The following is a 26,246-nucleotide window of genomic DNA, read 5'->3' as shown; positions in this document are numbered from 1 at the left end:
CAATCCTTCGGTTTGGATTTTTGTTACATAGGCGTGAAAATTGTTTATTGCTATTTTTTATTGTTATTTTTATTATCATTGACTTTTGACATTGCCATTGCTTTTTGATATTGAATTTTGATATTGTAATTGTTATTTAATAGTGATCTTATCTCTGTCAATAGTATAATCAATCGCATAACTGTCGCTGAAATATTTCAGAACAACTTCAATCGGTTCATTATCAAAGCGCGCATTGAAAATTTCTCTCCCCAACTCTTTATTTCTGTTGATAAAAGTCACATTATATCTGCGTTCGAGTTTTTTGATAATATCAGCAAATGAATCATTTTTAAATACTAAGCTTCCTTTTACCCAGGCGGTGTAATAATCTGTATTCACCTCATCAATTCTAATTACAGACTGTCCTTTTATATTTGAACCCCTCGAACCCGGTTTTAAATACACCTGATTTTCATTTGTTTTCTGACCTTTATAAAGCGAAACTTTTCCCTCAACTAATACAACATTGGTACTGGCATTATCCATATACGTATCTACATTAAATCGGGTTCCCAATACCTCAACGCTGACTTCCTGAGCATCTACCGTAAACGGATGTGACTTATCTTTTGCAACTTCAAAATAAGCTTCGCCCGTTAAAAATACCTGCCTTCCCTGATTTTTCAGAAACTGAACCGGATATTTCAATGAAGTTCCGGCGTTCAGATGTACAATGGTTCCGTCTGATAATTGTATCTCAAATTTTTTACCGTACGGAATCTTAATCGAATTGTAAATCAATTTACCATCAGCATAAGCTTTATTATAAACCAGCCTGTTTTTTTCCTGTCTTCCAATGATGTTTCCGTCTTTATCAGTCAGATTTCGGGTATCAGCGGTATCAATTTCTTCTTCCGAATTATTATCCAGCTGTAAAACAATTTCATCCTCCCTCGGAATAACTACATTTTGTTTTGATGTCGAGTTATTCGAATTTTTATAAAAATAAAATCCGCCTAAAGCGATAATCAAAATCGCCGCATATTTATAATAAGAAGAAAATCTTCTCTTATAAAAAACACTATTTTCTTTCTGAATTCTTTCTGCCAGCTGTTTTCTTACTTCAGTTGAATCAAAATTATTCATAGCCGTATCAATTGCATAATTGGTTTTTACAAAATCCTTAAACACAATTTGGTTTTCTTCATCCTTTAACCATTCTGTCAGCATTTCAATTTCATCCTGACTGGCCTGATTGGTGATAAATTTCACCATTAATCGTTCTGACTTTTTTACTGTCATTGCATCTTTTTTTAATATTATTACGAAGCCAAAAAGCAAAACCCTAACAATTTGATAAAGTTTTTTTGATTTTAGTGATTTTTTTATTTTTCACAAGTGTTTTCCTTCACAAAACTATATAAATTTGATAGAATTAAAGAAGTAAAAGCTTTATCTTTGCGTTTTATCACTTTTCTATTTGTAATAAAATTCAAATAGAAAACAGAAAAAGTGAGGCTTTTTTACGAAATGCACCTCAAAATGTAAACATGAAAAATTATAAATCTATATATTTGTTACTATGAAAACTGATGATTACAACGAAAACGAGATACTAATTGAATCTCTGAGAAACGGAGACGAAAGGGCTTATACTTTTCTAATTGACAACTATCATCATAAACTTTGTGTTTACGCCAACAGCCTGGTAAAAAACATTTACAGCGCAGAAGACATTGTTCAAAATGTATTTATAAAAGTGTGGGAACAGCGCATACGATTAAAATCAGACCATTCCATCAAAAGCTTTCTTTATAAATTGGTTTATAATGAATTCATTGATTTATACCGAAAAAACCAATCGCTGTTTTCTCTTGAAAAAACTTATTACGATGCTTTAAATTCAGTTGTTCTTGAAGATGACTCCGAATCATTTCAGCGTGTATTAAAGGTAGTAAATAAAGAGATAGAAAGTTTGCCTCCTAAATGCAAAGAAGTTTTTATTTTGAGTAAAAAGGAAGGTTTAACCAATATTGAAATTGCTGAACATCTTGATGTGTCAATCAAAACGGTTGAAGCGCAGATTACAAAGGCATTTTCAATTCTGCGTTCATCACTTGAAGAAAAGGTTAAAACAGTTTTGCTTTTGCTTTTCGGAAAAAAGAAAAAACTACGGTTGAACTAAAAATCGAATATCTTTTAACACAATTAGTTTTTAATGATGATTTTTCGTCAGTTCGAGTAATCCTGATTTTTCATCGGGATTGTATCGAGAACAGAAAAATTATTATCAAAAACGGTTCTCGATACATTTTTTGTTCCGTTTCTCTACACAAAAAACACTCGAACTGACGTTTTGAATAATTACACCTCTCAGCTTATCCTTTATTGAAAAAGTAATTTAATCCTTTTCTGGTTTCGGGTAAAATTTAGAAATTCCTGCTTATCTTTAATCTTTGGAAATATTAAATTGTCATAAAAATCGAGATATGAGTACTCCCAATACCATTAGAAAAGTAGCTATTGTAGGTTATAACCGAATTCCGTTTGCAAGAGCCAATACAGCCTATGCCGAAGTTGGAAATCAGCAAATGATGACCGCGGCCTTAAACGGGCTTATTGATAAATACAATTTAAGCGGGCAGCTATTAGGCGAAGTAGTTGGCGGTGCAGTTATCAAACATACATATGACAGCAATCTGATGAGGGAATGTGTCATGAAAACAACTCTCGATCCTGCTACTCCCGCCTGCGATTTACAGCAAGCCTGCGACACAGGAATTGAAAGTGCCATTTATATTGCCAATAAAATTGCTTTGGGACAAATTGAATCCGGTATTGCCGGAGGTGTCGATTCTATTAGTGATATGCCAATTGCCGTGAGCGAAAAACTACGGAAAATTTTACTGAACGCCAGAAAAGCGAAATCATTAGGCGAAAAAATCAAATTATTTTTAAAACTCCGACCAAAAGATTTAGCTCCATTGGTTCCCCGAAATGAAGAATCCCAAACCGGACTTTCGATGGGCGGACATACAGAAATAACTGCAAAATATTATAAAATATCCCGGGAAGATCAGGATAATCTGGCTCTTAAAAGTCATTTGAATATGGCAAAAGCCTATGATGAAGGCTTTTTTGATGATATGATTACTCCGTTTAACGGACTCGAAAAAGACAATAACCTGAGGAAAGACAGCACTATTGAAAAATTAGCCAAATTAAATCCTGCCTTTGATAAAGTAAACGGAACTTTAACGGCTGGAAACTCAACTCCTCTTACAGATGGCGCTTCCTGTATTCTTTTAGCCACCGAAGAATGGGCTAAAGAACGCGGACTTCCAATTTTAGCTTATATAACTTTTGCCGAAGTAGCTGCGATTGAATACGTAAAAAACCAGCAAAACCTTTTATTAGCTCCATTATTTGCAGCCAGCAGAATGCTCGAAAAATCCGGATTGACTTTACAGGATTTTGACTATTATGAAATTCACGAAGCTTTTGCAGCACAGGTTTTAGCCACCCTGAAAATTTGGGAAAGCCCGGAACTCAGCAAAAAAATAGGCTTGAAAAAAGCATTAGGACCTATTGACCGTGAAAAACTAAATGTAAAAGGAAGCAGTCTTGCGGCAGCACATCCGTTTGCAGCAACCGGAGGCCGGATTATTGGTGTTATGGCAAAATTATTAAACGAAAAAGGATCCGGAAGAGGCTTTATTTCAATTTGTGCGGCAGGCGGACAGGGAATTACAATGATTATTGAAAAATGAAATGTCAGTTTTCATGTTTAAGTAATACTTCTCTTAAGCTTTTAAAAAAAGATAAAAATGATTTTGCTTCCGTTTTAAAATAAGATACCTATCTTTGCAACCTAGTTGCATTATTTGCTGAAGATTTCCAAATCCAGAATGAATAAAAAGAAATTTTTAATAATTAATCTTTTCATGTCTTTAACGGTATTGTTCGCAATGCTTTTTCAGACCATTCACTCTTATGAGCATATTTATACACAGATTCACGAGAAACAATGCGATCATAAATATTCTCCCAACGAAAAACAAATCACGCATAGCCATGCTGTAGATACTAATTGCCCTGTCTGCCATTTTACATTCAGCACTTTCGTTTCAAATTCGTTTCATACTTTTTCATTTCATACACCAAACGTTGTAACTTCAACTGTATTCTTCTTTTACAATAAAGTTACTTCAACATTTTTCAAAGGCAGCCTGTTTGCTTTAAGAGCGCCTCCTGCTCTGTTTTAGTTTACCGGATTCTTATTTTTTAAATCTTGAAAATCATTCTTTTTGTTTCTGACAAAAGGTAATGTCTGTTATTTCAGATATTGATCTGATGAAATCTATTTTGGCGAATAGAATTCATCAGCAAATTTGATTAATCTCTTTATTTTCAAGCTTAAATAAAATCGCTTTCTCAGTAAACTCTTCACCTTACATTTTATTAAGTAGTTCTGGTTGTTCTATCATAACAACCGGAAACAGCTATATATGTTTTAAAAACAAATAATTTCCAAATCCATACATTATGCTCACAGCAGTAAACCTGACTAAAAAATACGGTGACCAAATTGCTTTAAATGCTCTGAATTTAACAATCAATAAAGGCGAAATTTTTGCCCTTTTAGGACAAAACGGTGCCGGAAAAACTACTACCATAAACCTGTTTCTCGGATTTATAAAACCTTCCCAAGGCGAGATTAAAATAAATAATGTTTCGGTTGTTACCGATGCTGATAAAACCAAAAAAGATGTGGCTTACATTCCTGAAACGGTCATGCTATACCCAAATCTTACGGGGCTGGAAAACCTGAAATTCTTTTCTTCCCTTGCCGGATTTAAATACTCAATCGGAGAGCTGACATATTTTTTAACCAAAGCCGGTTTACAAATCACGGCCCACGACCAAAATCTGGGAGGTTATTCAAAAGGAATGCGTCAAAAAGTAGGGATTGCCATTGCCATTGCCAAGAAAGCAAAAGTGCTTTTACTTGATGAGCCAACAAGCGGTCTTGATCCTAAAGCTTCCAATGAATTTTCGCAGATTTTAAAAGAACTTTCAGCAGACGGAACTGCAATTTTAATGGCAACACACGATATTTTCAGAGCAAGGGAAGTCGCAACACACATTGGTATTATGAAACAGGGAAATCTGGTTACGATTATAGAAGCCGAAAAAATATCCGCAAACGAACTTGAAGATTTGTACTTACAAACTGTTTAAAAAGGAAAGATTTTCCATCTAAAAAATGAAACATTTATTTTTAAGTGCCGTATTATTTCTAATAGGCATACAAACCGTACTATCCCAAACCATAAACGAAAAAGTCAGTGACAGCATCGCTAAAGATTCAATAGAAATGACAGCGAAGAGAAATGAACTGCAAACCGTTGAAATCATTGGTCGTTCTACAAAAAAATATTACAGCGACTATTCTTTTGCAGCGACAAAAACGGCAGCATTAAATAAGGATATTCCGCAATCTATTTCAACTGTAACCAAAGAATTAATTGCAGACAAAGCAGCTATTTACCTAGCCGATGCGGTAAAAATGACCAGTGGTGTTATTCCGGCGAGTTATTACAATCAGTATACGATTCGCGGAATCAGTCAGAACGAGGAAGGCCAGATCATTAACGGAATGCGGACACGCCAATATTATTTTTTACAGCCACTTACTACTAATGTTGAACGTGTGGAAGTTATAAAAGGTCCTTCGAGCGCTACATTCTCTTCTGTAGATCCGGGCGGAAGTATCAATATGGTGACAAAAAAACCTTTGGCAACAGAACATAAAGAAGTCGGCATGAGTGTTGGAAGTTTCAGTACATTACGCGGAACTCTGGATTTTACCGGACCTGTAAACGAATCCAAAACATTATTGTATCGGGTAAACGGTGCGTATCAGGAAGCCAAATCGTTTCGTGATCTGGTAAATAATAAATCCTTTCTGATTTCACCATCCTTCAGTTATATTCCGAATGAAAAAACGGCTATCAATACCGAATTGATCCTAAGTGACATGAAGGGAATTCTGGACAGAGGACAGCCCATTTTTGGTGCCGTTGCCGGAGTGACAGATTTGAATAAAACCCCAATAAGTCTGAATCTTGGTGCTCCGGGTGATTTTTTCAGGTCGAAAGAAATGATTCTGATGACGAATTTCGCACATAAATTCAATTCTAAAATTAGTTTCAATGCTTCGTACATGAAACAAACCTGGACAGAAGATCTTCAGGAACACCGCACAACCAATGCCTTTGCTGTTGACATGAACAACCAGCCCGTAACAAGCCTGGCCATGATGCAGTTTGTACAACGCCAACAAAATTGGGACATTGATAACTTAAGTGCTTACTTAAATTTCGACTTAAAAACCGGAAAACTGAACCATAAATTATTGACCGGTTACGATTTAAGCAGCTGGAACAAAAACATAGGCGGTGGACAAAATGCCGCCAGAGGTTATCTGCTAAATGACGAAACGGTAGCAGGTTCTTTTGTACCGGCAAATGCTTCAAATTATCAGACAGTTACTATCGATGGAATTGTTATGCCAAAGCCAAATGTAACTTATTTTAATTTGAACAATCCAAAATATACCGTTACAAGTCCTGAAGATTATACGTTGAATGTCAGAACTGCTTTGCCCTCAGCATTGACCACTACGAATTCCATTTATATTCAGGATCAGATTCAGTGGGCAAAATTTACCTTTCTGTTGGGCTTAAGAAACGAATGGTTTAAAGACATTACCAATTATAAAACCAACAATGAACTGACCGTAAAAAAATCGGCTTTGCTGCCAAGAGTTGGGGTAACGTATGCCGTAAACAATTCGATTAACGTGTATACCACTTATCTTGAAGGCTATCAGCCACAATCAAATACGGTAAGCTTAATGCCTCAAACCGGAAGTTTGCCGGCGGGAAGCCAGTTTGATCCGCTGAAAAGTAATTTGAAAGAAGTGGGAATCAAAGCTACTTTCCTGAATAATTCAATGAGTTTTAATGCTGCTGTTTACGAAATCAACCAGCGTAATATACTGATGAATGCGAATGATCCTGTAAACCCAGATTTACTGGTAACAAGGGGTGGAGAAAGAAGCCGTGGTTTTGAATGCGATCTGGCGGGTTTCATTATTCCGGACTGGCAAATTAATGCTTCTTACAGTTATATTGATGCTGAAATTACTAATGATCGTGATGCTTCTTTGATTGGTGCCAGAAAACAAAATACACCAAAAAACAGCGCTAACTTATGGACACGTTATAATTTCAGATCTGATTCTGCTCTGGATAATTTCGGGATTGGTTTTGGAATACAGTACCAAAGCAGCAAAATTCCGTGGTTTACGAGAGATTTTACAATTCCGGATTTTACCATTTTTGATGCTGCTTTATATTACAAACCTAATAAAAGTAATATGCAGATTGCCCTGAATGCCGGCAATGTTTTTAATCGAACGTATTGGCTTGGAGCACAAAACTATCTTCGTTTATTTCCCGGTGCGCCACGAAATGCGACGCTTACCGTAACTTATAAATTTTAATGAAGCATGTCTTTACACGTAGAAATTTTAATTGCAAAACATTTAAAAAATTCAGCTTTTAAAAACGGAGCTGTATTTATAATTACTTTTTTTATTGGTATTTTACTGATTTACGCGGTTTTATCAGGCTGGAAAAACTATACCAATCAAAATGAAGCCAGCGAAAAATACCAGCATGAATCGCGCGAAGACTGGCTGAATAATCCGGATAAGAATCCACACCGAATGGCGCATTATGGAAATTTTGCTTTTCGAAAAAGTACCTCTCTGAGTGTTTTTGAATTTGGAATGGAACCGTTTTTTGGGAATGCCATTTTCCTGGAAGCCCATAAACAAAATACAGCCAATTTTTCTGAAGCCGGATTCTCCAACAGCATGCTCCGTTTTGGAGAAATCAGTACCGCTATGGTTTTACAGATTTTATTACCGTTATTGATTTTTTTCCTTGGATTTAATTCGGTCGCAGCCGAAAGGGAAAACGGGACACTAAAACTGCTTTTGAGTCAGGGAATCAGCTGGAAACAGCTTTTATCAGGCAAAATACTCGGAATTGCATCTGTCGTTATGATGCTGTTTATTCCGGTAGTTCTTGTTTTGGTTTTCATCTTGTTATTGCTTCAGAACTTTGCCGTTACACTTGACGAAACCCTCAAAATGATCTTTTTTATTGGGTTTCATTTTCTATATCTAATGTTTTTTTGCGCCATTGCCGTTTTGATTTCTGCTTCTTGCAAAACTTCAAAAAAAGCGTTGGTTTCATTAATTGGGATTTGGTTGGTTTTCACAATTCTTTTACCGAGAACAACGCAGGCAATTGGCGCTTATATTTACGAAGCACCTTCGAAAATCCAGTTCAACAGCGATATCGAAAAAGATATTTTGAAACAAGGCGACAGTCACAATCCGAATGATCCGCATTACAAGGCAATAAAGGATTCTTTACTGGCGGTTCACAAAGTCGATTCGGTTCAGAAACTCCCTTTTAATTATTCGGGTTTTATTATGACCGAAGGTGAGAAAATCAGTTCGAATATTTACAACAAACATTTAGAAAGCCTGCTTCATGTGTACGAAAAGCAAAACAGTTTTTCAAAAGCAGTATCGCTTTTAAATCCGTATATCGCGATGAAAAACCTGTCGATGGCGTTGTCAAATACCGATTATGATTCGTACATCGATTTCCAGAAACAAGCTGAAACGTACCGCTATGATATGGCGCAAAAAATGAATGCGTTACAAATCAAATACATCAGCAACAAAAAAGACAAACCGGCTGTAATCGACAAAGACCATTGGGCAGAAGTGCAGGAATTTCATTATGAGCCAAAAGGAGTTTTGAGCGTTTTAAAAAACGAAATGGTCTCTGTTATTTCACTTTTTCTCTGGATCATTTTGTTATTTATTTTAATCCGATTCGCATCCAAAAAACTTAAAGCCATTTAATATGTTAGCATTAGTATTCAAAAATTTCATCCGCTCTAAGGGAACAAAAGTTGGATTATTGTTTCTCCTGATTATCGGATTCATAAGTCTTTTAATTGGACAGCAATTCCAGCAAAAGCAGCATAAAAACATTATCGAAGCGACAGTTTATCAAAAAGAACACATTGCCAGAAACGCTTCTTTTCACAAAGACGAAATGGGACTTTTGCTTTATTATGTAAAATTTTCACTTGTCAACAAAACATTTCCTCTCAACAGTCTGGCGATTGGGCAGCGGGATGTCAATCCGTCGATTCAGAGTGTTACAATCAGAGGTTTGGAAGGGCAGAAATACGATTCGGAACTCAATAATCCAAGTAATCTTTTGTTGGGAAATCTTGATTTTAGTTTTGTACTTATTTATCTTTTTCCGCTTCTTATTATTGCTTTTACCTATAATATTGTTTCAGAAGAAAAAGAATCCGGAACCTGGAAAATTGTAGCCACACAAAGCGACAATACTTTTTTATACATTCTCAAATTATTTTATATCCGGATTTTAAGCTTGCTTGCATTAGTAACAATTATCCTCATTATTGCCGTCATACTTTTGAATATACCATTTGACAATTCACTTCTCACTTTTTACATCATCAGTATTTTGTACATTCTTTTTTGGTTTACTGTTTGCTTTTTTATGGTTTCGCTTCAAAAAGATTCAAATTTTAATGCTGTAATCTTATTGACGGTCTGGCTGTTTCTGATTATTATTCTTCCGGCGGCCATTAACACTTACATTGTAAACAAATATCCGGTTCCTGAAGCATTAGAACTAACACTGAAACAACGAAATGCCTACCACGAAAAATGGGATATGGATAAAAAAACGACAATGAATAAATTCTACAGTCATTATCCACAGTTCAAAAGTTATGTTTTACCTGATGAAGAATTCAGCTGGCTTTGGTATTACGCGATGCAGCAAATGGGCGATGACGAATCGGCAAAACAGTCTCTGGAATTACAAACTAAATTAAAACAACGCAATCAGACGAGCCAGTCAATCGCACAATTTATTCCGACTTTGCATACCCAAATTCTACTGAATGAAATTGCAAAATCAGATTTGGAAAACCAGCTTTTATTTATGCAGAAAACAACAGCATTTCATGAAAAAATGAGGCTGTATTTTTATCCTAAAATCTTTGATAATGCACCTGTAGCCAAAGAAAATTGGTCTGAATTTGAGGTTGAAACTTTTGAAGACAAGTCTCAAACAAACCTGATAAAAAGTTTGCTTCCTTTAGTGATTTTCAACATCATTTTTATTGGGTTGGGCTGGATGAATTTCAGGAAAAATCAACAGATAATTTAAGGATAAATGTTAATTTAGAGTGACTTTGAAAGCAAATCATACTTTCAAAGTCTCTTTAAATCACAAAAAATGAAAAGAATATTTTTTATAAGTCTGATTATAATTGCTATTTACACTTTTAAACAATTGGTCTATAAACCTTATGCATGGAAAAAAGCAATGAATACTCCAGAACATAAATTACAATTAGGAAGTTTTATATTCAGCAAACAAAGAGGCCACAATGGCAGTCAAAGCTTTGAAAACAAATATTTTATTTTCAAAGTGACTGAAATAAATTGTGATTACGTAAGGCTTTCTGTAATTAGGCAATTATCTCAAAAAGATAAACTTCTGCAATCTGATTTTTCGACTACGAAAGATTTATTCAAGGATTTAAAACAAACCATTCATAATATTCAAATTACTGCGATACTTTCAGAAGATTTATATAAAGGCGGTTCCTCTTTTACAATAAATGATTCTTTATTAGATAAATATCCTGCTTTAGAAAAATCAAGATATTATTATGAAGATATTCCAAAAGACAGAAAAAATATCATCCTGACAACAGATGCAAATAATCTGAGCAACTACTTTAATATGATTTATTCGAAAAACGAAATTATTAAAAATGGAAGACTCGTACCTTATACCTTAAAAGACAATAACGAAGTTCAATTATCTGAACAATTATCTGAAAGTATAGATTTGATTTTGAATTGAAGAATTTTATATAAAAATGATTTAATCTACACTGCCAAGCTGTCTGATTTAAGAATATAATTAAAAACAAAGACCTGTTTTAGTTAGCTGCTTTACAAACGCTACGATTTATTTTTAGTCTTAGCACTAAAGGAAAAATCTGATAAAGAATCAGAAAAAATTAATTTTGTGGTAAACAAACAACTGAAAAGTTAGATTTTTCAGTTATTTGTTTAAAGTTATTTTTCTTAAATCAGAAACTGGCATGAAGTATTCTAAAGGTTATTATTTTAAAAACTCAAGAGTCCCATCTGTCAAATTATAAAAAACACCAACGATTTTTATCTCTCCTTTATCTTCCATTTCTTTAAGAATAGGACTCTTTTTACGAATTTGCTCTATAGTATAAGTCACGTTGTTTTCTGAAACGTATTTTACAAATTCATCATTTTTAGAGGTTTTCTTACCTTTAAAATCCTGACTCATCAGTACAGCAGGTTTTATTTTTGAAAGCATAGCTGTAATATTTCCAAGTTTCACATCATCAATTGCTCCTTTTATAGCTCCACAATGCTGGTGTCCCATTACTAAAATAAGTTTTGCACCCGATACCTTGCAGGCAAATTCCAAACTTCCTAATAGATCTTCGTTTACAAAATTCCCTGCTACTCGTCCCACAAAAATATCACCCAAACCCTGATCAAAGACATCTTCGACTGGTACTCGGCTATCGACACAACTTAATACAACTGCTTTTGGAAACTGACCCGGTGCCGATTTTCTGGCTTGTTTACTATGATCACGAACCGTAGTAGTACCGCTTTGAAAACGTTTATTTCCTTCTACAAATTCCTGTAAAATTCCGTCAGGAGTAAGTCTTATCTGCTCTTCCTTAGTCATTACATGAGAAACCACAGGCTTTAAATCTTGTTCCGGAGTAGATTTTTCTGTTTTTGCTCCATTGTTGCAAGAGACAAAAAGCATTGCTGCGTACAACATTGCTACTGCTTTAAGTTGATTGTTCATTTTTTATTTTAATTAAATCTGCCTACTTTGTAAAACGGTGTTCAGCATTTCCGTTTATTATTCTTTGAATGCTTACATAAAACAAGAAAAAAGGCTATTTCCCTACCTGGAAATAGCCTCTTAAATTTAAATTTTACTCTTAACTGTATTATCAATCCTCCAAGTCACTGACATTGTGAATTCAAACAATAGGAATTAGTAAAATAAAATCTAATACTTTAGATATTTCTATGAAGAATTGTTTGTAAAACCTTCATGAGTCCTTCTGACTTACCCTAAAACAAAAAAAGACCGCAAATGCAGTCTTTAATTTTGATTGTGTCCCCATTGATTAAGCCCTAAACAAAGCAAACTTATTATAATCGTACAAAACCTTATCGTAAGGAACCAATAATGTTTCAATTTTTTCAGACGATTCTTCAAAAGTAATCCCATTGTGTTTTCTGAACAAATAAATCTCTCTCAGGCAATTAGACAAACTCTGATGAATTTCAGAAGTAAACAATGGTAATTGATTATCTCCTACCAATAAATCAATCTGATAGTTGGAACTGCTTTTTGAAAGGTTATTACCAATTATCCTGATAGTGAATTTAGTGCTTTTTCCGTGTTGTTTTCCCTGATAATGTATTACCATGATTTTAGTATTAAGGTTAGAATTTATTTTATAGTTAGCTTAAATTGCTTTTTAATTGAATATTTAAAGTTATGAAAAAAAAGCAAAAAGCTACATTACCTAATATTAAATTATATTTTTTTTGGCATAAAAAAACCGCAATTAATTACGGTTTTTTCACAATTAACTAAATAGATTAATCAACTTTTTTCACGAGTAAAATTCATTCATAAGCACGATTAATTAACGGTAATATTGGTAATATCTTTTTCTTCAGTTACATCCAGCAAAAAAGGATTTCCATTTTCATCCAGCATGGTCATATTTAAAGCATCCAGCAAAGTGAGCTTTTTTGAAACTGACCCTTTAAATTTATTATACGAAAGATTCATTTCGGATAAATTTTGAAGGTTTTGAAGTTCTTTCGGAATTTCACCTTCAAAATTATTATCAAATAAGCTGAGGTTTACTAAAGAATTGAAATTCTCTATTTTATGACTCAGACTACCTGAGAATTTATTATTATTCAAAAGCAGGATTTTCAAATTTGGAATTTCATATACTGACTCCGGTAAATTTCCTTTTATTTCATTATTAAAAAGTGCAAGAGTTTGCAAGTGCCGTAAATCTCCAATAGCGGATGGTAATTCCCCTTTTAAGTTATTATCTGCCAAATTAAGTCCGACAACCTGACCATTATTGATTTCAACACCAAACCAGGTAGAAACTGAGGATGTTAAATCCCATTTTATTTTCCAATCCCTTCCATTTGTTGCCTGATATATTTTAATCAGGGCATCTTTCTCCTTATCAGAAACCGTATCTGCAAAAACTGAATTTGATAAAGCAAAAAGTAAAAGCAAAAAGTACAATTTTCGCATAGATTGGGGCATCAATGTTTGCTGCAAAATTATGTGATTTAAAACTTCAGTACAAGTAATGTCGATAAAGTGTTAATAAGTAAAAAGCTTCGTTTTCATAGTCCAAATAAAAATATCTTTTACGCTGAATTTTTAATTAAATTTGAGCAACTAATTATAAAAACCTTATTTTATGGAAATTAACTTTATTACATTTCTGGCAGCTGCTGTTGTTACACTTGTAACCGGCTTTATCTGGTACAATCCAAAAGTATTCGGAACCATCTGGATGAGAGAAAATAATTTTACACAAGAAGATCTCAGAAAAGGCAATATGCTCAAAATATTTGGATTCACTTACATCTTTTCCGTAATGATTTCTATGGCTCTAATGTCATTCACGATTCACCAGTCGGGTGCATTGGGAATGATTGGAGGACCACCTATGATAGAAAGTGCCAAACCTTCATTTCACGCTTTTATGGCGGATTACGGAACTGCCTACAGAACATTTAAACATGGCGCGCTTCATGGCTTTATGGCCGGTTTATTTTTTGTTTTCCCAGTTATTGGAATTAATGGTTTATTCGAAAGAAAATCATGGAAATACATCTTTGTACATGCGGGATACTGGATGCTTACACTTACTATTATAGGTGGAATTGTCTGCGCATACGCCTAATAAAAACATAAAAATAAATCCGTTTGAAAATTGAACTCAAACGGATTTTTCTTAATAATAACTTAAAGCAAATTGGTTATTGCAAATATTATCTAATTTTGAAGAAATTAGCTTACACTCTTGAATACAAACTATTCTTTCCAAATATTTAAAAACACGTCCCTGCTGCCCTTAGAATGGAACTCGCTGGCTTCAGAAAACATTTTTTTGACACGGGAATATCTCAAAGTACTGGAAAATTCCTGTCCGGTAAATATGACCTGTCATTTCATCGGATTTTTTGAAGAAAAAAAACTTATCGGGATTGCGCTGACTCAATTTTTATTTGCAGAAAAACTGGAATCATTTGGAGAACGCGATAAATGCTTGAAAACTTCTGTCCGCAATTTTGCCCTTAAAAATTTTGCTTCGCATGTGTTATTCGTAGGCAACAATATGCTCACGGGGCAAAATGCTTTTGCTTTTGCTCAAAACATAAAACAAGCAAAAGCCATTAAAACACTTCATAAAGCGATTAGTCAGCTTAAAAAGGATTTAAAAGCAAGTGGAAAAAAAGTACATATCACGAGTATAAAAGATTTTACTGCCAAAGAAGTTGAGCCTTTACAAGCAGAATTCAAAAACAATTATACGTTTTCGACCCAGCCCAATATGATTTTTGAAATCAATAAAAACTGGAAATCAGAACAGGATTATATTGATGCTTTATCCAAAAAATACCGCGACCAGTACAAACGTGCCAGAAAAAAAGCAGAAGGAATCGTAAAACAAAAAATGTCCTTATCTGACATTCGAAAATATGAAGATGTTATTTACGACCTCTATTTTCATGTGGCAAAAAATGCTCCTTTCAATACTTTTTTTCTCGCTAGAAATCATTTTAGCTTTTTTAAGGAAATCATGAAAGATGACTTTCTCCTTTATGGTTATTTTTTAGACGAAAAGTTAATCGGTTTCAATACCCTTATAAAAAATAGTGACACAATGGACACTTATTTTTTAGGCTATGACGAAAGTATACAGCGTGAAAAAATGCTATATCTTAACATGTTATACGACATGATTGCATACTCCATCAAAAAAGGATTTAAGGAAATTGTTTTTGCCAGAACCGCTCTTGAAATTAAAAGTTCAGTAGGTGCTAAACCGATAAAAATGTATGGACTCATTACGCATAGCAATGCTTTAATCAATCACAATATTGCGCGATTTTTTAATTATCTGGAACCAAAAACAGATTGGCAGGAACGAAATCCTTTTAAATAATATCTTTTACGGAATAGCAATTTTCATTTGTTTGTACAGAATATGGATTTCCAATGACTTCTGCGCTCCACAGTATTCACCATCGATCTGAAAACTCACCGGATAATCCGTTTCTATAGTCGCCTGATCTGTAGAGATAATAACCACATCCTCAGAATCGATCGGCATGTTACCGGTAATTATCTTTCCGATAAGGAACAAATCAAGGTTTTTCAGGATGACCAATTCAAATTTACCGTCGTTCATAGCTCCATTGGGATTGATGGTTACACCTGTCCCATACTTTTGAGAATTAGCAATAACAATCATTCTTGCTGTATGTTCAACTGTTTTTTTATTTGCTTTAATAGTCGCAACAAATGGTTCGTTGGACTCTGTCAAGGTCGTAAACGCCTGCAAAGCATAACCCCAAAAACCACGTACATCGCTTTCTTCATAATTTTTAACGAGGTCAGCATTTAATCCTAAATCGCTTAAATGAATACTTTTTTTACCGTTTATACAAATCATATCCATTTCGATATAATGGTTCAAAAAGGCAATTTTAAGGTTCTCTTCAATTGTTGATGGCAGGTTTAAATCAACAGAAAGTCCGTTAGCAGAACCGGCAGGCAAAATACCAATAATAACATCGTGCTCTTCCATTGCTTCGGCTACCATCTTAATAGTTCCGTCACCTCCGGCTACTACAATTCGTTCCGGATTGTACTGATCATACAAGGCTTGTATTTTTTTCGCATCATTTTTTCCGGTAGTTTCATATACCTCTAAATCAAAATTATTTGTAGTCGCAAACTCCTGTACCGCCTCGATCAAATCAGATTTATCAAGGTCTCCTGAAATAGGGTTTACAACGAATATGATATTCTTTTTCAAAATTTTCTATTTAAAAACCAATTAAAATAATTAAATTACAGTTACATAAATATACGCAATTAATGAAACCAATTTTACAATTATATCGGGGTTATGCCAATGAACAGGAATTAATTGTAATGGGGCATGTTTTTAAGAGAACGTACAAGTATGATTTTCAGAAGAAAAACTTAAAAAATGCACGCTCAATTATTAATCAGTTCAGGATAAAAACGATTCAAAATTTTGATATTTACCTGAAATTTGGTGAAAAAGAAATCCATACCAAAACTTTAGACGATGGTTATTTCAAGTTTTGTATTCCGCTTGAAAAGGAATTTAATTTTGGATGGATGGAATATGAAGTCAGCATTAAATACAAATCAGAAAAGATTTCCTGCAAAGGTAGTTTTATAAGACCTCATGATGGAAACCTTGGAATCATATCTGATATCGATGATACTTTTTTGATTTCGCATACAAAAAACATCTTTAGGAAAATTTATATTCTATTATTTAAAAATGTAAATGACCGAAAAGTGTTTAAAGATGTTGTTCCGCATTATCAGGCTTTAAGTTCCGCTGGAAGAAATAATAAGGACGAACAGAATGCTTTTTTTTATATCTCAAGCAGCGAATGGAATTTATACCGGTTTATTGTAAAATTTACCAAAATACATCAGTTGCCCAGAGCCGTCATTTTATTGAAGGATATTAAAAGAGGCATTACCGATTTTTTCATGAGCGGACGTGGTGACCACAATCATAAATTTGACAAAATAAAACATGTATTGGAGTTCTATCCGAATCTCAAATATGTATTGTTGGGAGATGATTCACAACATGACCCGTTTCTGTATGAGCAAATCTGCAAAATATTTCCGGTTACGGTAATTGCCGTTTATATCAGACAAACCGGTAAAAGTCAAAAATCGGAAGTCAAAAAAATCATGAAGAATTTAGAATCGCTTGATGTTTCTGCCTGTTACTTTAAAGAAAGCAGTGAAGCGATTATGCATTCAAAATCTATTGAGATTATTAAATAAAGAATATTAGGTTGAAAAGTTATGAGTTGGAGACCTGAAATATGAAACAATCAAACTTAAAAACCGGAAACTCCTAGCCCAGATTACTTCACTATAATTTTATTTTATTCGGAGTTCAGTGAATTTCATTTGAAGTGAAAAGCCCGGAGCAAAAAGGCCGTATTTCTTGTTGAAAAAAAACGACTGGAAGAAGCTCTTTTTGCAACATTAGAAATACAGCCTCTTTTGTGAGGACTTGAAACGGAAAGCTGGAAATAGCTCCCGAAAAATATTTTAAGCATTAAAATTATCAATCTCTTCCTGAACGATTTCCCAATCCATAAGCAATTGATCTAAATCTGCTTTCTTTTTATTGTATGCGGTAAAAAATGAGGCGTCTTCGATATGTTTATCATAATTTGAAGCCAGCATTTTATCGTCGTGCTGAATGTCTTTTTCTAATTGCTGAATCTGACTTTCGATTTTGCTTAATCTGTTTTGAAGCGTTTTTGTTTTTTTCTGATCTTCGTATGAAACTTTGTTGGTTTCTTTTACCGGAGCTGCTGCTTTTACAACATCTTTTTTCTCGACTTCACGCATGTTTTCGAGATTACGCTGTTCTAAGAAAAAGTTGATATCACCTAAATATTCCTTGATTTTCTGATCTTTGAATTCGTAAACGATATTTGACATTCCCTGAAGAAAATCCCTGTCGTGAGAAACCAGTAAAAGGGTTCCTCCAAATTTTTGTAACGCGGCTTTTAAAACATTCTTAGATTTGATATCTAAGTGGTTCGTAGGCTCATCCATCAGCAATACATTGATTGGCTGAAGAAGCAGTTTACAAAGCGCCAGACGATTACGCTCTCCTCCGGAAAGCACCTTTACTTTTTTCTCTACATCATCTCCACGAAACAGGAAAGAACCGAGCATATCGCGGACTTTCATACGGTTAGTATCGGTTGCTGCATCTTCCATAGTCTGCAGTAAGGTGATTTCACCGTCTAAATATTCCGCTTGATTCTGAGCAAAATATCCTAATTGTACATTATGTCCTAGTTTGATATTTCCCTGGTACTCAAACTCATTTACAAGCGCTTTAATGAAAGTCGATTTTCCTTGTCCGTTCTGGCCGACAAAAGCAATTTTACTTCCGCGTTCAACCAACAAACTAATATCTTTAAGAATCGTTTTATCTCCGTAAGCTTTGGTTACATGTTCGGCTTCTATAACTACTTTTCCTGGTTCTTTTGAAACGGGAAAAGAAATATTCATAACCGAATTATCGTCTTCATCAACTTCAATCCGTTCTACTTTATCCAGTTTTTTAATCAACGACTGCGCCATGGAAGCTTTTGAAGCTTTGGCACGGAACTTCTCGATTAATTTTTCGGTTTCTTCAATTTTTTTCTGCTGATTTTTCTGAGTTGCCAATTGCTTTTCGCGAATTTCGTGACGCAATTCTAAATACTGCGAATACGGCTTATTGAAATCGTATGCTTTTCCTAATGAAATTTCGATAGTACGATTTGTCACATTATCCAAAAACATTTTATCGTGCGAAACGATTACTACAACTCCCGGATAATTACGAAGGAAATTTTCTAACCAAATGATACTTTCGATATCTAAGTGGTTGGTTGGCTCATCCAGCAATAAAACATCATTGGATTGTAATAATAATTTAGCCAGCTCAATACGCATTCTCCATCCCCCTGAAAAGGTTTCGGTCTGGTTATTGAAAACTTCTCTTTTGAACCCAAGACCTAAAAGAATTTTTTCTGTATCCCCTACATAATTGTAACCTCCCAAAAGGTCAAAACGATGGGTATAATCAGATAAATCTTCTATAATCTGGCTGTATTCTTCACTTTCATAATCGGTTCTGGTAACCAATTGATGATTGATTTCTTCCAGTTTTTTTTCTACCACCTTAATTTCAGTAAAAGCTTCATAAGCTTCCTCCAAAACTGTTCTTCCTTGTTCAAAATCAATATCCTGGCGCAAAAAACCCATTCGAATGTCTTTCTCCTGCGAAATAACTCCCGAATCAGGTTTAAAATCTCCTGCAAGCATTTTTAACATGGTGGATTTACCCGCTCCGTTTTTACCAACAAGACCTACGCGGTCTCCTGCACCTAAACGAAAAGTAACTTCTTCAAATAAATAAGTTCCTCCAAAAGAAACTGAAAGATTGTGTATATTAAGCATAATTTGTGACTATCAGTATCAGCAATAAAGATTTAAGCACCTTATTACTTTACTTTTTGAAAGTGCAAAAGTATGACAATTAATTGAAAGTTTTGACTGTCCTTTTGAAAACGAATAACTTGTCATTTTCAGCTTATAAATCACAAAGCTTCAGTTCTAACCATAAAAAAACGGATGGAAATCATTTCAGTTTTCCATCCGTTTCTATTTATCTAAATTTCATTATTCTTCTTTTGATTCAGGTAACAGCACGGATAACAATACCGATATTACAAGAATACCTCCAATAACAATTAGTGAATAAATGGATTCGATGTGATAAAATGGTGCAATAATCATTTTTATACCAATGAAAGAAAGAATAATTGCCAGTCCATATTGCAGTTTACTAAATAAGTGAATAAAGTTATCCAATAAAAAGAACAAAGCTCTTAATCCTAAAATTGCAAAAATATTAGATGTATAAAGGATAAACGGATCGTTTGAAATAGCGAAAATTGCCGGAATAGAATCTACTGCGAATAATAAATCTGTAAATTCAATTACTGCTACTACTACTAAAAGCGGCGTTGCTAATTTTTTTCCGTTTTCGTATGTGAAGAATTTGTCACCATCATATTTATCAGAAACGCTGAAAAACTTTCTAATCAGTTTCGCTCCTCTTGTATTGTTGTAATCTTCTTCGTCATCATCATCGCCTGCAGACCAGGATTTGATTCCTGCATACACAAGGAATAATCCAAAAGCAGTCATGATTAAGTTAATATCGTATTTGAACCCTTCTATACCTGCTAAGCCTAAAAGCTTGTTTAAGTACGTTAGCTCAATTAAGAAAGCCCCTGAGAATATGAAAATCGCACGTAAAACCAATGCTCCGATAATCCCCCAGAATAAAACTTTGTGTTTATTCTCGTTTTGTACATCAAAAAATTTAAAAACCAATATAAAAACAAACAGGTTATCTACAGAAAGTGCTTTTTCAATCCAGTATGCCGACTGAAATTCATAGAATTTTGCTGCACCTGCAAAATGATATACCAAACCACTGAAAATCATGGCTAAACTTATCCAGACCAATGACCAGGTAATCGCTTCTTTATTGGTTACTACGTGACTTTTTTTGTTGAAAATTCCTAAATCCAGCAATAGCATAATAAGTACTGCAACCGCAAAAACGATAACTAAACCGGGATGTTCCGAAAAAATGGGGTGTTGATTCATTTGAAATATTAATTAAGTTAAATTTTAAAATTATGTATTGGCCATCGTTACTACTATCACTCTTCCTCCCTCTTCACTGGAAAGCAGTATTTTTTTCCCGTGAGTAAGCTCCACCATTGTCCCTATTGGAATCTCCTTGTCTTCGGTTAAATCCTTCAGTGAAGTCAGTTTTTGATTGACTAACACCCACTTATCATTAAAAAAAGTAAAATAACCTACAGGCACTTTTTGAAGCTGGGTTAATTTCTCATTTCTGGCAATATTACGATTAACATGCCATTGAAACAAATATTGATCGTTATAAACCATTAATCTGTGATTTTCGGGTTTCCATGTTGTTTCCTGAAACTGATAATACAAATCCAAAACCGGAAGAGTTCCTTTGTGCGGTGTTCCACAGAACGGGCATTTTGGACTGTTTGTATTGTCAAAAACATACCATTTCTGCTCGCAGGAAACGTTGTGGCATTTCTGCATTAGATCGGTTGTTTTTAATAAAGCAATTTCCCATTCTTCTGCATTTGGACGCTGCATCGGATTGTGTAGTCCGTCAATAAAAACTTTATCAAATAAGGTTTTCAAGTACGGCCCTGTAAGTGTATAAGGCAGTTTATCAATATCTGCCCAGGGCAAATCCCATTTAGAAACCTGATTGAGTTTTGGACGGTTCATAGGGTCTGTTGGATGCTCAATAAACATTGCTTTTTCGCCCATCGACAACAAATCATCTTTTTCGGTATCCAGATCGTGTACTTTTCCGCCTTTTAGCGGATGACGGTGAAGCAAAAACATATAAATTAAAACCGGGAGCGCATGTAAGTCGGTTAATCGGCTTGGTAGTTTTCGGTTCGGATCGGCTTTATCAAGATGCTTGGTAGAAAGCACTTCTGGCGCAATAAATTCTGCTGTTCCGATAACTTCTGCCGGAAATAATCCCGGAACTACCAATCCGTCTAGATCGATCATACAAGCTGACTTCTGAATCGGATCTATCAAAACATTGTTATAAGACAAATCAGAATGTGCCAATCCCATTGCATGCATTTTTTTTACGCCGCGGGTTAAGTTAACACAAACCTGAAAATAACTTAGCCAATCCCCTAATTCTGATTTCGCAACACGAAGCGGAAATGCCGGATTTCTGAATTTAGACCCTGCAAACCATTTTCCGTTTTTTTCTTTCCCCTGAATTAAATCACTCGTTTCATATCCTTTTTTAAAGAAAAATTTAGCATCGTAAATCGGAACAACAATTCCTGTTAATCCATTATAATCAATAACATCCGTAGGCCATCGGTACACTTCTTTCAAATAATAATCGCCTGCTTCTCCGTTTTGAATCTGAGCTAAATACTTATTGGTTATCCTTTGTAGTCTCTCTTTTTGATTAAAATCTAATTTTTCCCTAAAAATAGCTACTACATATCTTTTATCAGGACTAAAATAAACATCCTTTACACCACCACGCATCGGTTCACCGTTATCGACAAACTGATAGGTTTTTGCAGAGTCATTAATTGATTTTACAGTAATCGTATTCATGTCTAATAAATTATAGCAAGAGTTCTGTCATCATGGTTTCCGGGACTCCAGAAATCCATCCAGTCTGCAAGCTGCTGCGCAATTTCAGGATTATTTTTATCAAATTCAACTTTAATTCCGTCCTCGTTGTTCCCTTGCAGATCCTGAAGAAATTCGTTCCACTTTTCAATTTTTTCCAGACTTGCTTCCACCACAAATTTTGGATCGTAAATTCCGTCTGTCATTAAAACCAAATAAGAAAAATCATCGACAAGTTTAAAACCGAATCTTGAAGAGAATTTATCATTTTGGAAAATTTCCGGCATCGTGATAAAACGTGTTCCTCCTCCAAAATCACCTACGTCAAGCCAATTCATCAGTTTGATTTCTGTCAGATCTTTATTCAGCAAACCAATTGGACAATCACCAACTCCGAAAGTAAGAACCGCATAGCCAAAATCATATTTTTTAATTAAGGCAAATATTAAGGTTGCATGGAAATTTTTCAGATCGGATTCATTTTTCAAAGCAGTTTCTTCAATTTTCTGATGGGCAAAATAGGCCGCTTTTGAAAGATTCTCATAGACAAAATGACTTATTTTTTTGGATGTTTCGTCAGTTGCTTTTGCATGATGTTCAGCTAAAACCTGATCAAATTCGTTTAAAATGGAGGTATTTAAATTTTGTTCAAAATAATCAATAACCGAATTACAAGCCAATTCCGAACCTTTTCTGGATAAGCTCGCAGAACCCGCTCCATCTGAAACTGCAATAACGCTCCATCCAATTTCGCTAAAATTTTTAAAAGCAAAATCATCTTCCCTATAAGAACCAGTGTTGGCATGGCTTCTTCCTCTTTTGGAAGCAATTACAATATTTCTGTCTAAAAATTGATCTGAAACTGCAGCGCCATCAGATTTCCAAAATGGATCATTTTTATTGCTTTCTAAATTTTTCCACAATGACTTCGGATCAGGATTAATAATTAGTGTTATTATTTTTTCATTCAAAACAGAATCTTCTGCTTCGCCGTCAATCCTAAATAAAATTTTGATTTTCAGGTCACCGCTTATTTCAGGAACGCCATACAATAGTTCATCCTCCAAATCAAACTCAAGTCCTGACTTTTCAAGCCCTTTCATCTCAAAATAAATAATATCATTCCACCCTAAAACATCAAAATCAATTTTCGCCTGATATTTTTTGTTTACAGTACCGTTTGGAATAGTTACAGTCTGTGTCAAAACATCGTCAATTCTGTTTTTCAAAATCCAATTCTGCATGATTATTTTTTGGTTTTCCTGAATTATTTTAACTGCAAGGATATTCTCTTCATTTGCAATAAACTCGTCAAAAAGAGCTGTTTTACCTGAAGAAATATCCATTTTATGTTGGGACAAAAAGGACTGAAGATATCTTTTGGTTTCTTCCATTACTTTTTATAGTGAGTTATCCCTGAGTTCTGTTTACATCGAATCCGCCTTCACCACAACCATAGCTTCCCTGATTGTTACACCATGGGCAGGTGCTTACCTCTTCATCGCCAATACAATGTATCTTTTGGCAAATACAAACCGCAAATGCAATCTGATTACCACAACACGGACAAGTTGGTCCTCCGATTAATTCATCTGTATTTACTTTGTTGCTAAAATTACCCGAATCAGTTAACTCAAAATAAGAGTTATCAACCTGATAAGCACCGACCAATTTATAATTTTTAGAAGATAATTCGATTCCCGCATAAATAGATTCCGCGATAGTTTTGCGGTATTTCATTAAATAAGGTCTTTTTGTATTTTGACATTTTCCATTTAAAACCACAAAATTATCGTCAACATACTGTCTGTTTGGATTTTCTTTGGTTAGATCTATTTTAGAAAGTGTTTCTCCGTCTAATTTAGCCAGTTCAAAACCGGTAGAATTATTTTCGACACTAATGCTACTGGTTTTAATAGAATCGGTTACCCATTTAAAAAACTCTTTGTATGATTGTGCATTTGTATTTTTAAAATGAAGCACATTTTCAGTTAGCTCGCCTAATAATTTTGTATCTGTTTCGCTTCCGAAAGAAATCGCAATTAAATTCGCTGTTCGCTGCCAGTTTTGTTTCCATTCAGCAATAGCAGCCTGACTGTCATCAGTAGGGACCCCGTCTGTAAACAAGAAAACAATTGGTTTCCAGTCGCCTTTTACTTCATAAGTTGTCTTAACGATATTACTTCTTAATTCATACATTAAATGTCCTAAGCCTTTGCTAAGCGATGTACCGCTGCCAATTGGGAATTTAGGTGGATAAAAACTCACTATTTCCTGCAGTGGAACCAGTGTTTTTGGCTGTCCGGCAAATACAATAATAGAAACAAAAACGGTTTCCAGCGCATGCGGATCTGTTTTTAATGCCTGAATAATGGTGGACAGACCTTCTTCAACCTGCTGAATTGGCTCTCCGACCATTGACTCTGAAATATCAATTAGAAAATATATAGGTAATCTTCTCATTTTAAAAGAAATTTAGTAATATTAAAAATAACTAAAAGAAACAATCTGCGTCATAACCGACAAACCGACTCCAACCTTAAAAAGGCTTTATCATTGGCTTCAGGAAAATTAAATATAGGCGAAAAAACAGTATTGAAAAAATCAAAAATAGCTTTGTTCTGTGAAATTAACTTGTCTTTACAGGGCAATACTTTTGAATATAAAAACAAGCCGATAATCAGGACATCAATAGCGATTTTGATGAAAATCATTTTGAAAGAGCAGCTAATAATTCATTTGAAATATTTTTAAAAGTGTTTCTTTCTTCAGGATTCATTTTTTCTGATCCGTATATAGAAACACAATTATTGGGTTTCATATAATTGATAGAAAAAGAACTCCCGTAACATTTATTTGAACCTGTGTAAGGTATCGAATACATAACTTTTATATAAATGCAATTCTTTCTAACGATGATATCTTTCACAATTACTTCTCTTAAATTAGTATTTCCAATAAAAGCTTGTTCTACTTTTTTTGGAGAATAATCATTAATTTTTGTAGTTGAATTATAACATACAATCAAACTATCAATATTCATATTCTCAAGTTTTTCTTCTTCACTGAAAACATAAGTTTCTACGTAACTATAATCTACATAAGAAGTTTTACCTGATTTACCGACTGATGATTGCTCTATTTTATAATATATATGTATAATTATTGGCAAAACTGTACATATAAAAGAAAGCACGTCCATAACTAAATCACTACAGTTATTTCACTCGGCGGAGGCGGTAAGGTAACACTTTCTCCGGTTCCCTGGCTTTTATTGCCTTGCTCGATGGTTTCTGATACCCATTTAAAAAATTGTTTCAATGTTGAACTATCGGCAGAAGCCAGATGAACTACATTGTCTGTCAGTTCTTTTAAGATTTCATCGTTTGCCATATGTCCGGCTGCGCATCCTACAACAGCTCCAAAACTTAGGTTTTTAATCTCCTGAGTTTTTTGTCTGTAAAGCTGAATATCTGAAGGTTTCCCATCTGTAAATACAAAAAGTAACGGTTTCCAGTCTCCTTTTTGAGTGGCTGAACCTTTTATAACTTCTGTATTTACTTTTTGAATTACAAAATCCAGACCTGCTCCTGTATTGGTGGGACCACTTTGCGGACAGGTAATTTCAGGTAATTGAAAATGAACTAGTTCCGTTAACGGGACAATTTCTTTTACTTCCCGATCGTACGTTATGATACTAATCCAAAGCGAATCCAAGGCCTGAGCATCTGATCGTAAGGTATTGATCATTCCGCTTAAAGCATTGTTTAAAGCCTGAATGGGTTCTCCGTACATAGAACCTGATGTATCTAATAAAAAATATACTGGTAGTCTTCTCATATTGCTTTTTAAAAATGGTATAACAATGAAATTACTAACTTTCTATTTCGG

Annotated in this window: 23 protein-coding genes; 11 read left to right on the top strand and 12 right to left on the bottom strand. The window is 34.4% G+C overall.

Annotated elements, in window-relative coordinates; genetic code table 11:
• Positions 1-132: 132 nt before the first annotated feature.
• Positions 133-1,284 (bottom strand): FecR family protein, encoded by a 1,152-nt coding sequence (locus GXM16_RS03825; protein ID WP_163392877.1) that lies wholly within the window; start codon positions 1,282-1,284, stop codon positions 133-135.
• 280 nt (positions 1,285-1,564) lie between these two features.
• On the opposite strand from GXM16_RS03825, the gene GXM16_RS03820 reads away from it, so the two are divergent.
• The 8 genes from GXM16_RS03820 (at position 1,565) to GXM16_RS03785 (ending at position 11,054) form a co-directional block, all read left to right on the top strand.
• Positions 1,565-2,167 (top strand): RNA polymerase sigma factor, encoded by a 603-nt coding sequence (locus tag GXM16_RS03820; protein ID WP_163392875.1) that lies wholly within the window; start codon positions 1,565-1,567, stop codon positions 2,165-2,167.
• A gap of 304 nt (positions 2,168-2,471) precedes the next feature.
• Complete coding sequence (locus GXM16_RS03815) at positions 2,472-3,752, top strand: acetyl-CoA C-acetyltransferase (RefSeq protein WP_163392873.1); 1,281 nt, start codon at positions 2,472-2,474, stop codon at positions 3,750-3,752.
• 138 nt (positions 3,753-3,890) lie between these two features.
• The gene (locus GXM16_RS03810) at positions 3,891-4,247 is read left to right on the top strand and encodes a hypothetical protein (RefSeq protein WP_229684143.1); all 357 of its coding nucleotides are present in this window, start codon (positions 3,891-3,893) and stop codon (positions 4,245-4,247) included.
• Between the two features lie 280 nt (positions 4,248-4,527).
• On the top strand, positions 4,528-5,223 hold the full coding sequence (locus GXM16_RS03805; RefSeq protein WP_163392871.1) for an ABC transporter ATP-binding protein: 696 nt from the start codon (positions 4,528-4,530) through the stop codon (positions 5,221-5,223).
• A 25-nt stretch (positions 5,224-5,248) separates the two neighbouring features.
• Positions 5,249-7,552, top strand: coding sequence for a TonB-dependent siderophore receptor (locus tag GXM16_RS03800; protein WP_163392869.1), 2,304 nt, complete (start codon positions 5,249-5,251; stop codon positions 7,550-7,552).
• A gap of 6 nt (positions 7,553-7,558) precedes the next feature.
• Complete coding sequence (locus GXM16_RS03795) at positions 7,559-8,995, top strand: ABC transporter permease (RefSeq protein WP_163392867.1); 1,437 nt, start codon at positions 7,559-7,561, stop codon at positions 8,993-8,995.
• A 1-nt stretch (position 8,996) separates the two neighbouring features.
• On the top strand, positions 8,997-10,349 hold the full coding sequence (locus GXM16_RS03790) for a DUF3526 domain-containing protein (RefSeq protein WP_163392865.1): 1,353 nt from the start codon (positions 8,997-8,999) through the stop codon (positions 10,347-10,349).
• 69 nt (positions 10,350-10,418) lie between these two features.
• A complete protein-coding gene (locus tag GXM16_RS03785; RefSeq protein ID WP_163392863.1) occupies positions 10,419-11,054 on the top strand; it encodes a hypothetical protein in 636 nt (211 codons plus the stop codon).
• Positions 11,055-11,318: 264 nt separating this feature from the next.
• On the opposite strand, the gene GXM16_RS03780 is transcribed toward GXM16_RS03785, so the two are convergent.
• The 3 genes from GXM16_RS03780 to GXM16_RS03770 form a co-directional block, all read right to left on the bottom strand.
• On the bottom strand, positions 11,319-12,059 hold the full coding sequence (locus tag GXM16_RS03780) for a carbonic anhydrase family protein (RefSeq protein ID WP_163392861.1): 741 nt from the start codon (positions 12,057-12,059) through the stop codon (positions 11,319-11,321).
• A gap of 331 nt (positions 12,060-12,390) precedes the next feature.
• Positions 12,391-12,696, bottom strand: coding sequence for a hypothetical protein (locus GXM16_RS03775; RefSeq protein WP_163392859.1), 306 nt, complete (start codon positions 12,694-12,696; stop codon positions 12,391-12,393).
• Positions 12,697-12,914: 218 nt separating this feature from the next.
• A complete protein-coding gene (locus tag GXM16_RS03770; protein ID WP_244307515.1) occupies positions 12,915-13,583 on the bottom strand; it encodes a leucine-rich repeat domain-containing protein in 669 nt (222 codons plus the stop codon).
• Between the two features lie 145 nt (positions 13,584-13,728).
• Here GXM16_RS03770 and GXM16_RS03765 point away from each other — a divergent pair, with 145 nt between their 5' ends.
• Both GXM16_RS03765 and GXM16_RS03760 read left to right on the top strand, forming a co-directional pair.
• On the top strand, positions 13,729-14,217 hold the full coding sequence (locus tag GXM16_RS03765; protein WP_163392858.1) for a DUF1761 domain-containing protein: 489 nt from the start codon (positions 13,729-13,731) through the stop codon (positions 14,215-14,217).
• A 120-nt stretch (positions 14,218-14,337) separates the two neighbouring features.
• Positions 14,338-15,483, top strand: coding sequence for a GNAT family N-acetyltransferase (locus GXM16_RS03760; protein WP_163392856.1), 1,146 nt, complete (start codon positions 14,338-14,340; stop codon positions 15,481-15,483).
• 6 nt (positions 15,484-15,489) lie between these two features.
• On the opposite strand, the gene GXM16_RS03755 is transcribed toward GXM16_RS03760, so the two are convergent.
• A complete protein-coding gene (locus GXM16_RS03755) occupies positions 15,490-16,359 on the bottom strand; it encodes a diacylglycerol/lipid kinase family protein (RefSeq protein WP_163392854.1) in 870 nt (289 codons plus the stop codon).
• Positions 16,360-16,421: 62 nt separating this feature from the next.
• Between GXM16_RS03755 and GXM16_RS03750 the strand changes: the two genes are divergently transcribed.
• On the top strand, positions 16,422-17,384 hold the full coding sequence (locus tag GXM16_RS03750) for an App1 family protein (RefSeq protein ID WP_163392852.1): 963 nt from the start codon (positions 16,422-16,424) through the stop codon (positions 17,382-17,384).
• 273 nt (positions 17,385-17,657) lie between these two features.
• On the opposite strand, the gene GXM16_RS03745 is transcribed toward GXM16_RS03750, so the two are convergent.
• From GXM16_RS03745 to GXM16_RS03715, 7 genes are all read right to left on the bottom strand, one after another.
• Positions 17,658-19,574, bottom strand: a complete 1,917-nt coding sequence (locus GXM16_RS03745; protein ID WP_163392850.1) for an ABC-F family ATP-binding cassette domain-containing protein — start codon at positions 19,572-19,574, stop codon at positions 17,658-17,660.
• A gap of 222 nt (positions 19,575-19,796) precedes the next feature.
• Positions 19,797-20,795 (bottom strand): TerC/Alx family metal homeostasis membrane protein, encoded by a 999-nt coding sequence (locus tag GXM16_RS03740; RefSeq protein WP_163392848.1) that lies wholly within the window; start codon positions 20,793-20,795, stop codon positions 19,797-19,799.
• Between the two features lie 30 nt (positions 20,796-20,825).
• Positions 20,826-22,337 carry a helix-hairpin-helix domain-containing protein gene (locus GXM16_RS03735; RefSeq protein ID WP_163392846.1) on the bottom strand — a complete coding sequence of 504 codons (1,512 nt, stop codon included), beginning with the start codon at positions 22,335-22,337 and terminating at the stop codon, positions 20,826-20,828.
• A gap of 2 nt (positions 22,338-22,339) precedes the next feature.
• Positions 22,340-23,749: a PP2C family serine/threonine-protein phosphatase gene (locus GXM16_RS03730; RefSeq protein ID WP_163392844.1), complete on the bottom strand. Its 1,410-nt coding sequence runs from the start codon at positions 23,747-23,749 to the stop codon at positions 22,340-22,342.
• Positions 23,750-23,765: 16 nt separating this feature from the next.
• Complete coding sequence (locus tag GXM16_RS03725; protein ID WP_163392843.1) at positions 23,766-24,818, bottom strand: TerY-C metal binding domain-containing protein; 1,053 nt, start codon at positions 24,816-24,818, stop codon at positions 23,766-23,768.
• A 247-nt stretch (positions 24,819-25,065) separates the two neighbouring features.
• Complete coding sequence (locus GXM16_RS03720) at positions 25,066-25,527, bottom strand: hypothetical protein (protein ID WP_163392841.1); 462 nt, start codon at positions 25,525-25,527, stop codon at positions 25,066-25,068.
• Positions 25,528-25,559: 32 nt separating this feature from the next.
• Entirely contained in the window at positions 25,560-26,195 is a 636-nt protein-coding gene (locus GXM16_RS03715; protein WP_163392839.1) for a vWA domain-containing protein, read from the bottom strand.
• Between the last annotated feature and the right edge of the window lie 51 nt (positions 26,196-26,246).

Source organism: Flavobacterium limi, from assembly GCF_010645075.1.
In the GTDB taxonomy this organism is placed as follows: domain Bacteria; phylum Bacteroidota; class Bacteroidia; order Flavobacteriales; family Flavobacteriaceae; genus Flavobacterium; species Flavobacterium limi.
This window is presented reverse-complemented; position numbering and strand designations above follow the sequence as displayed.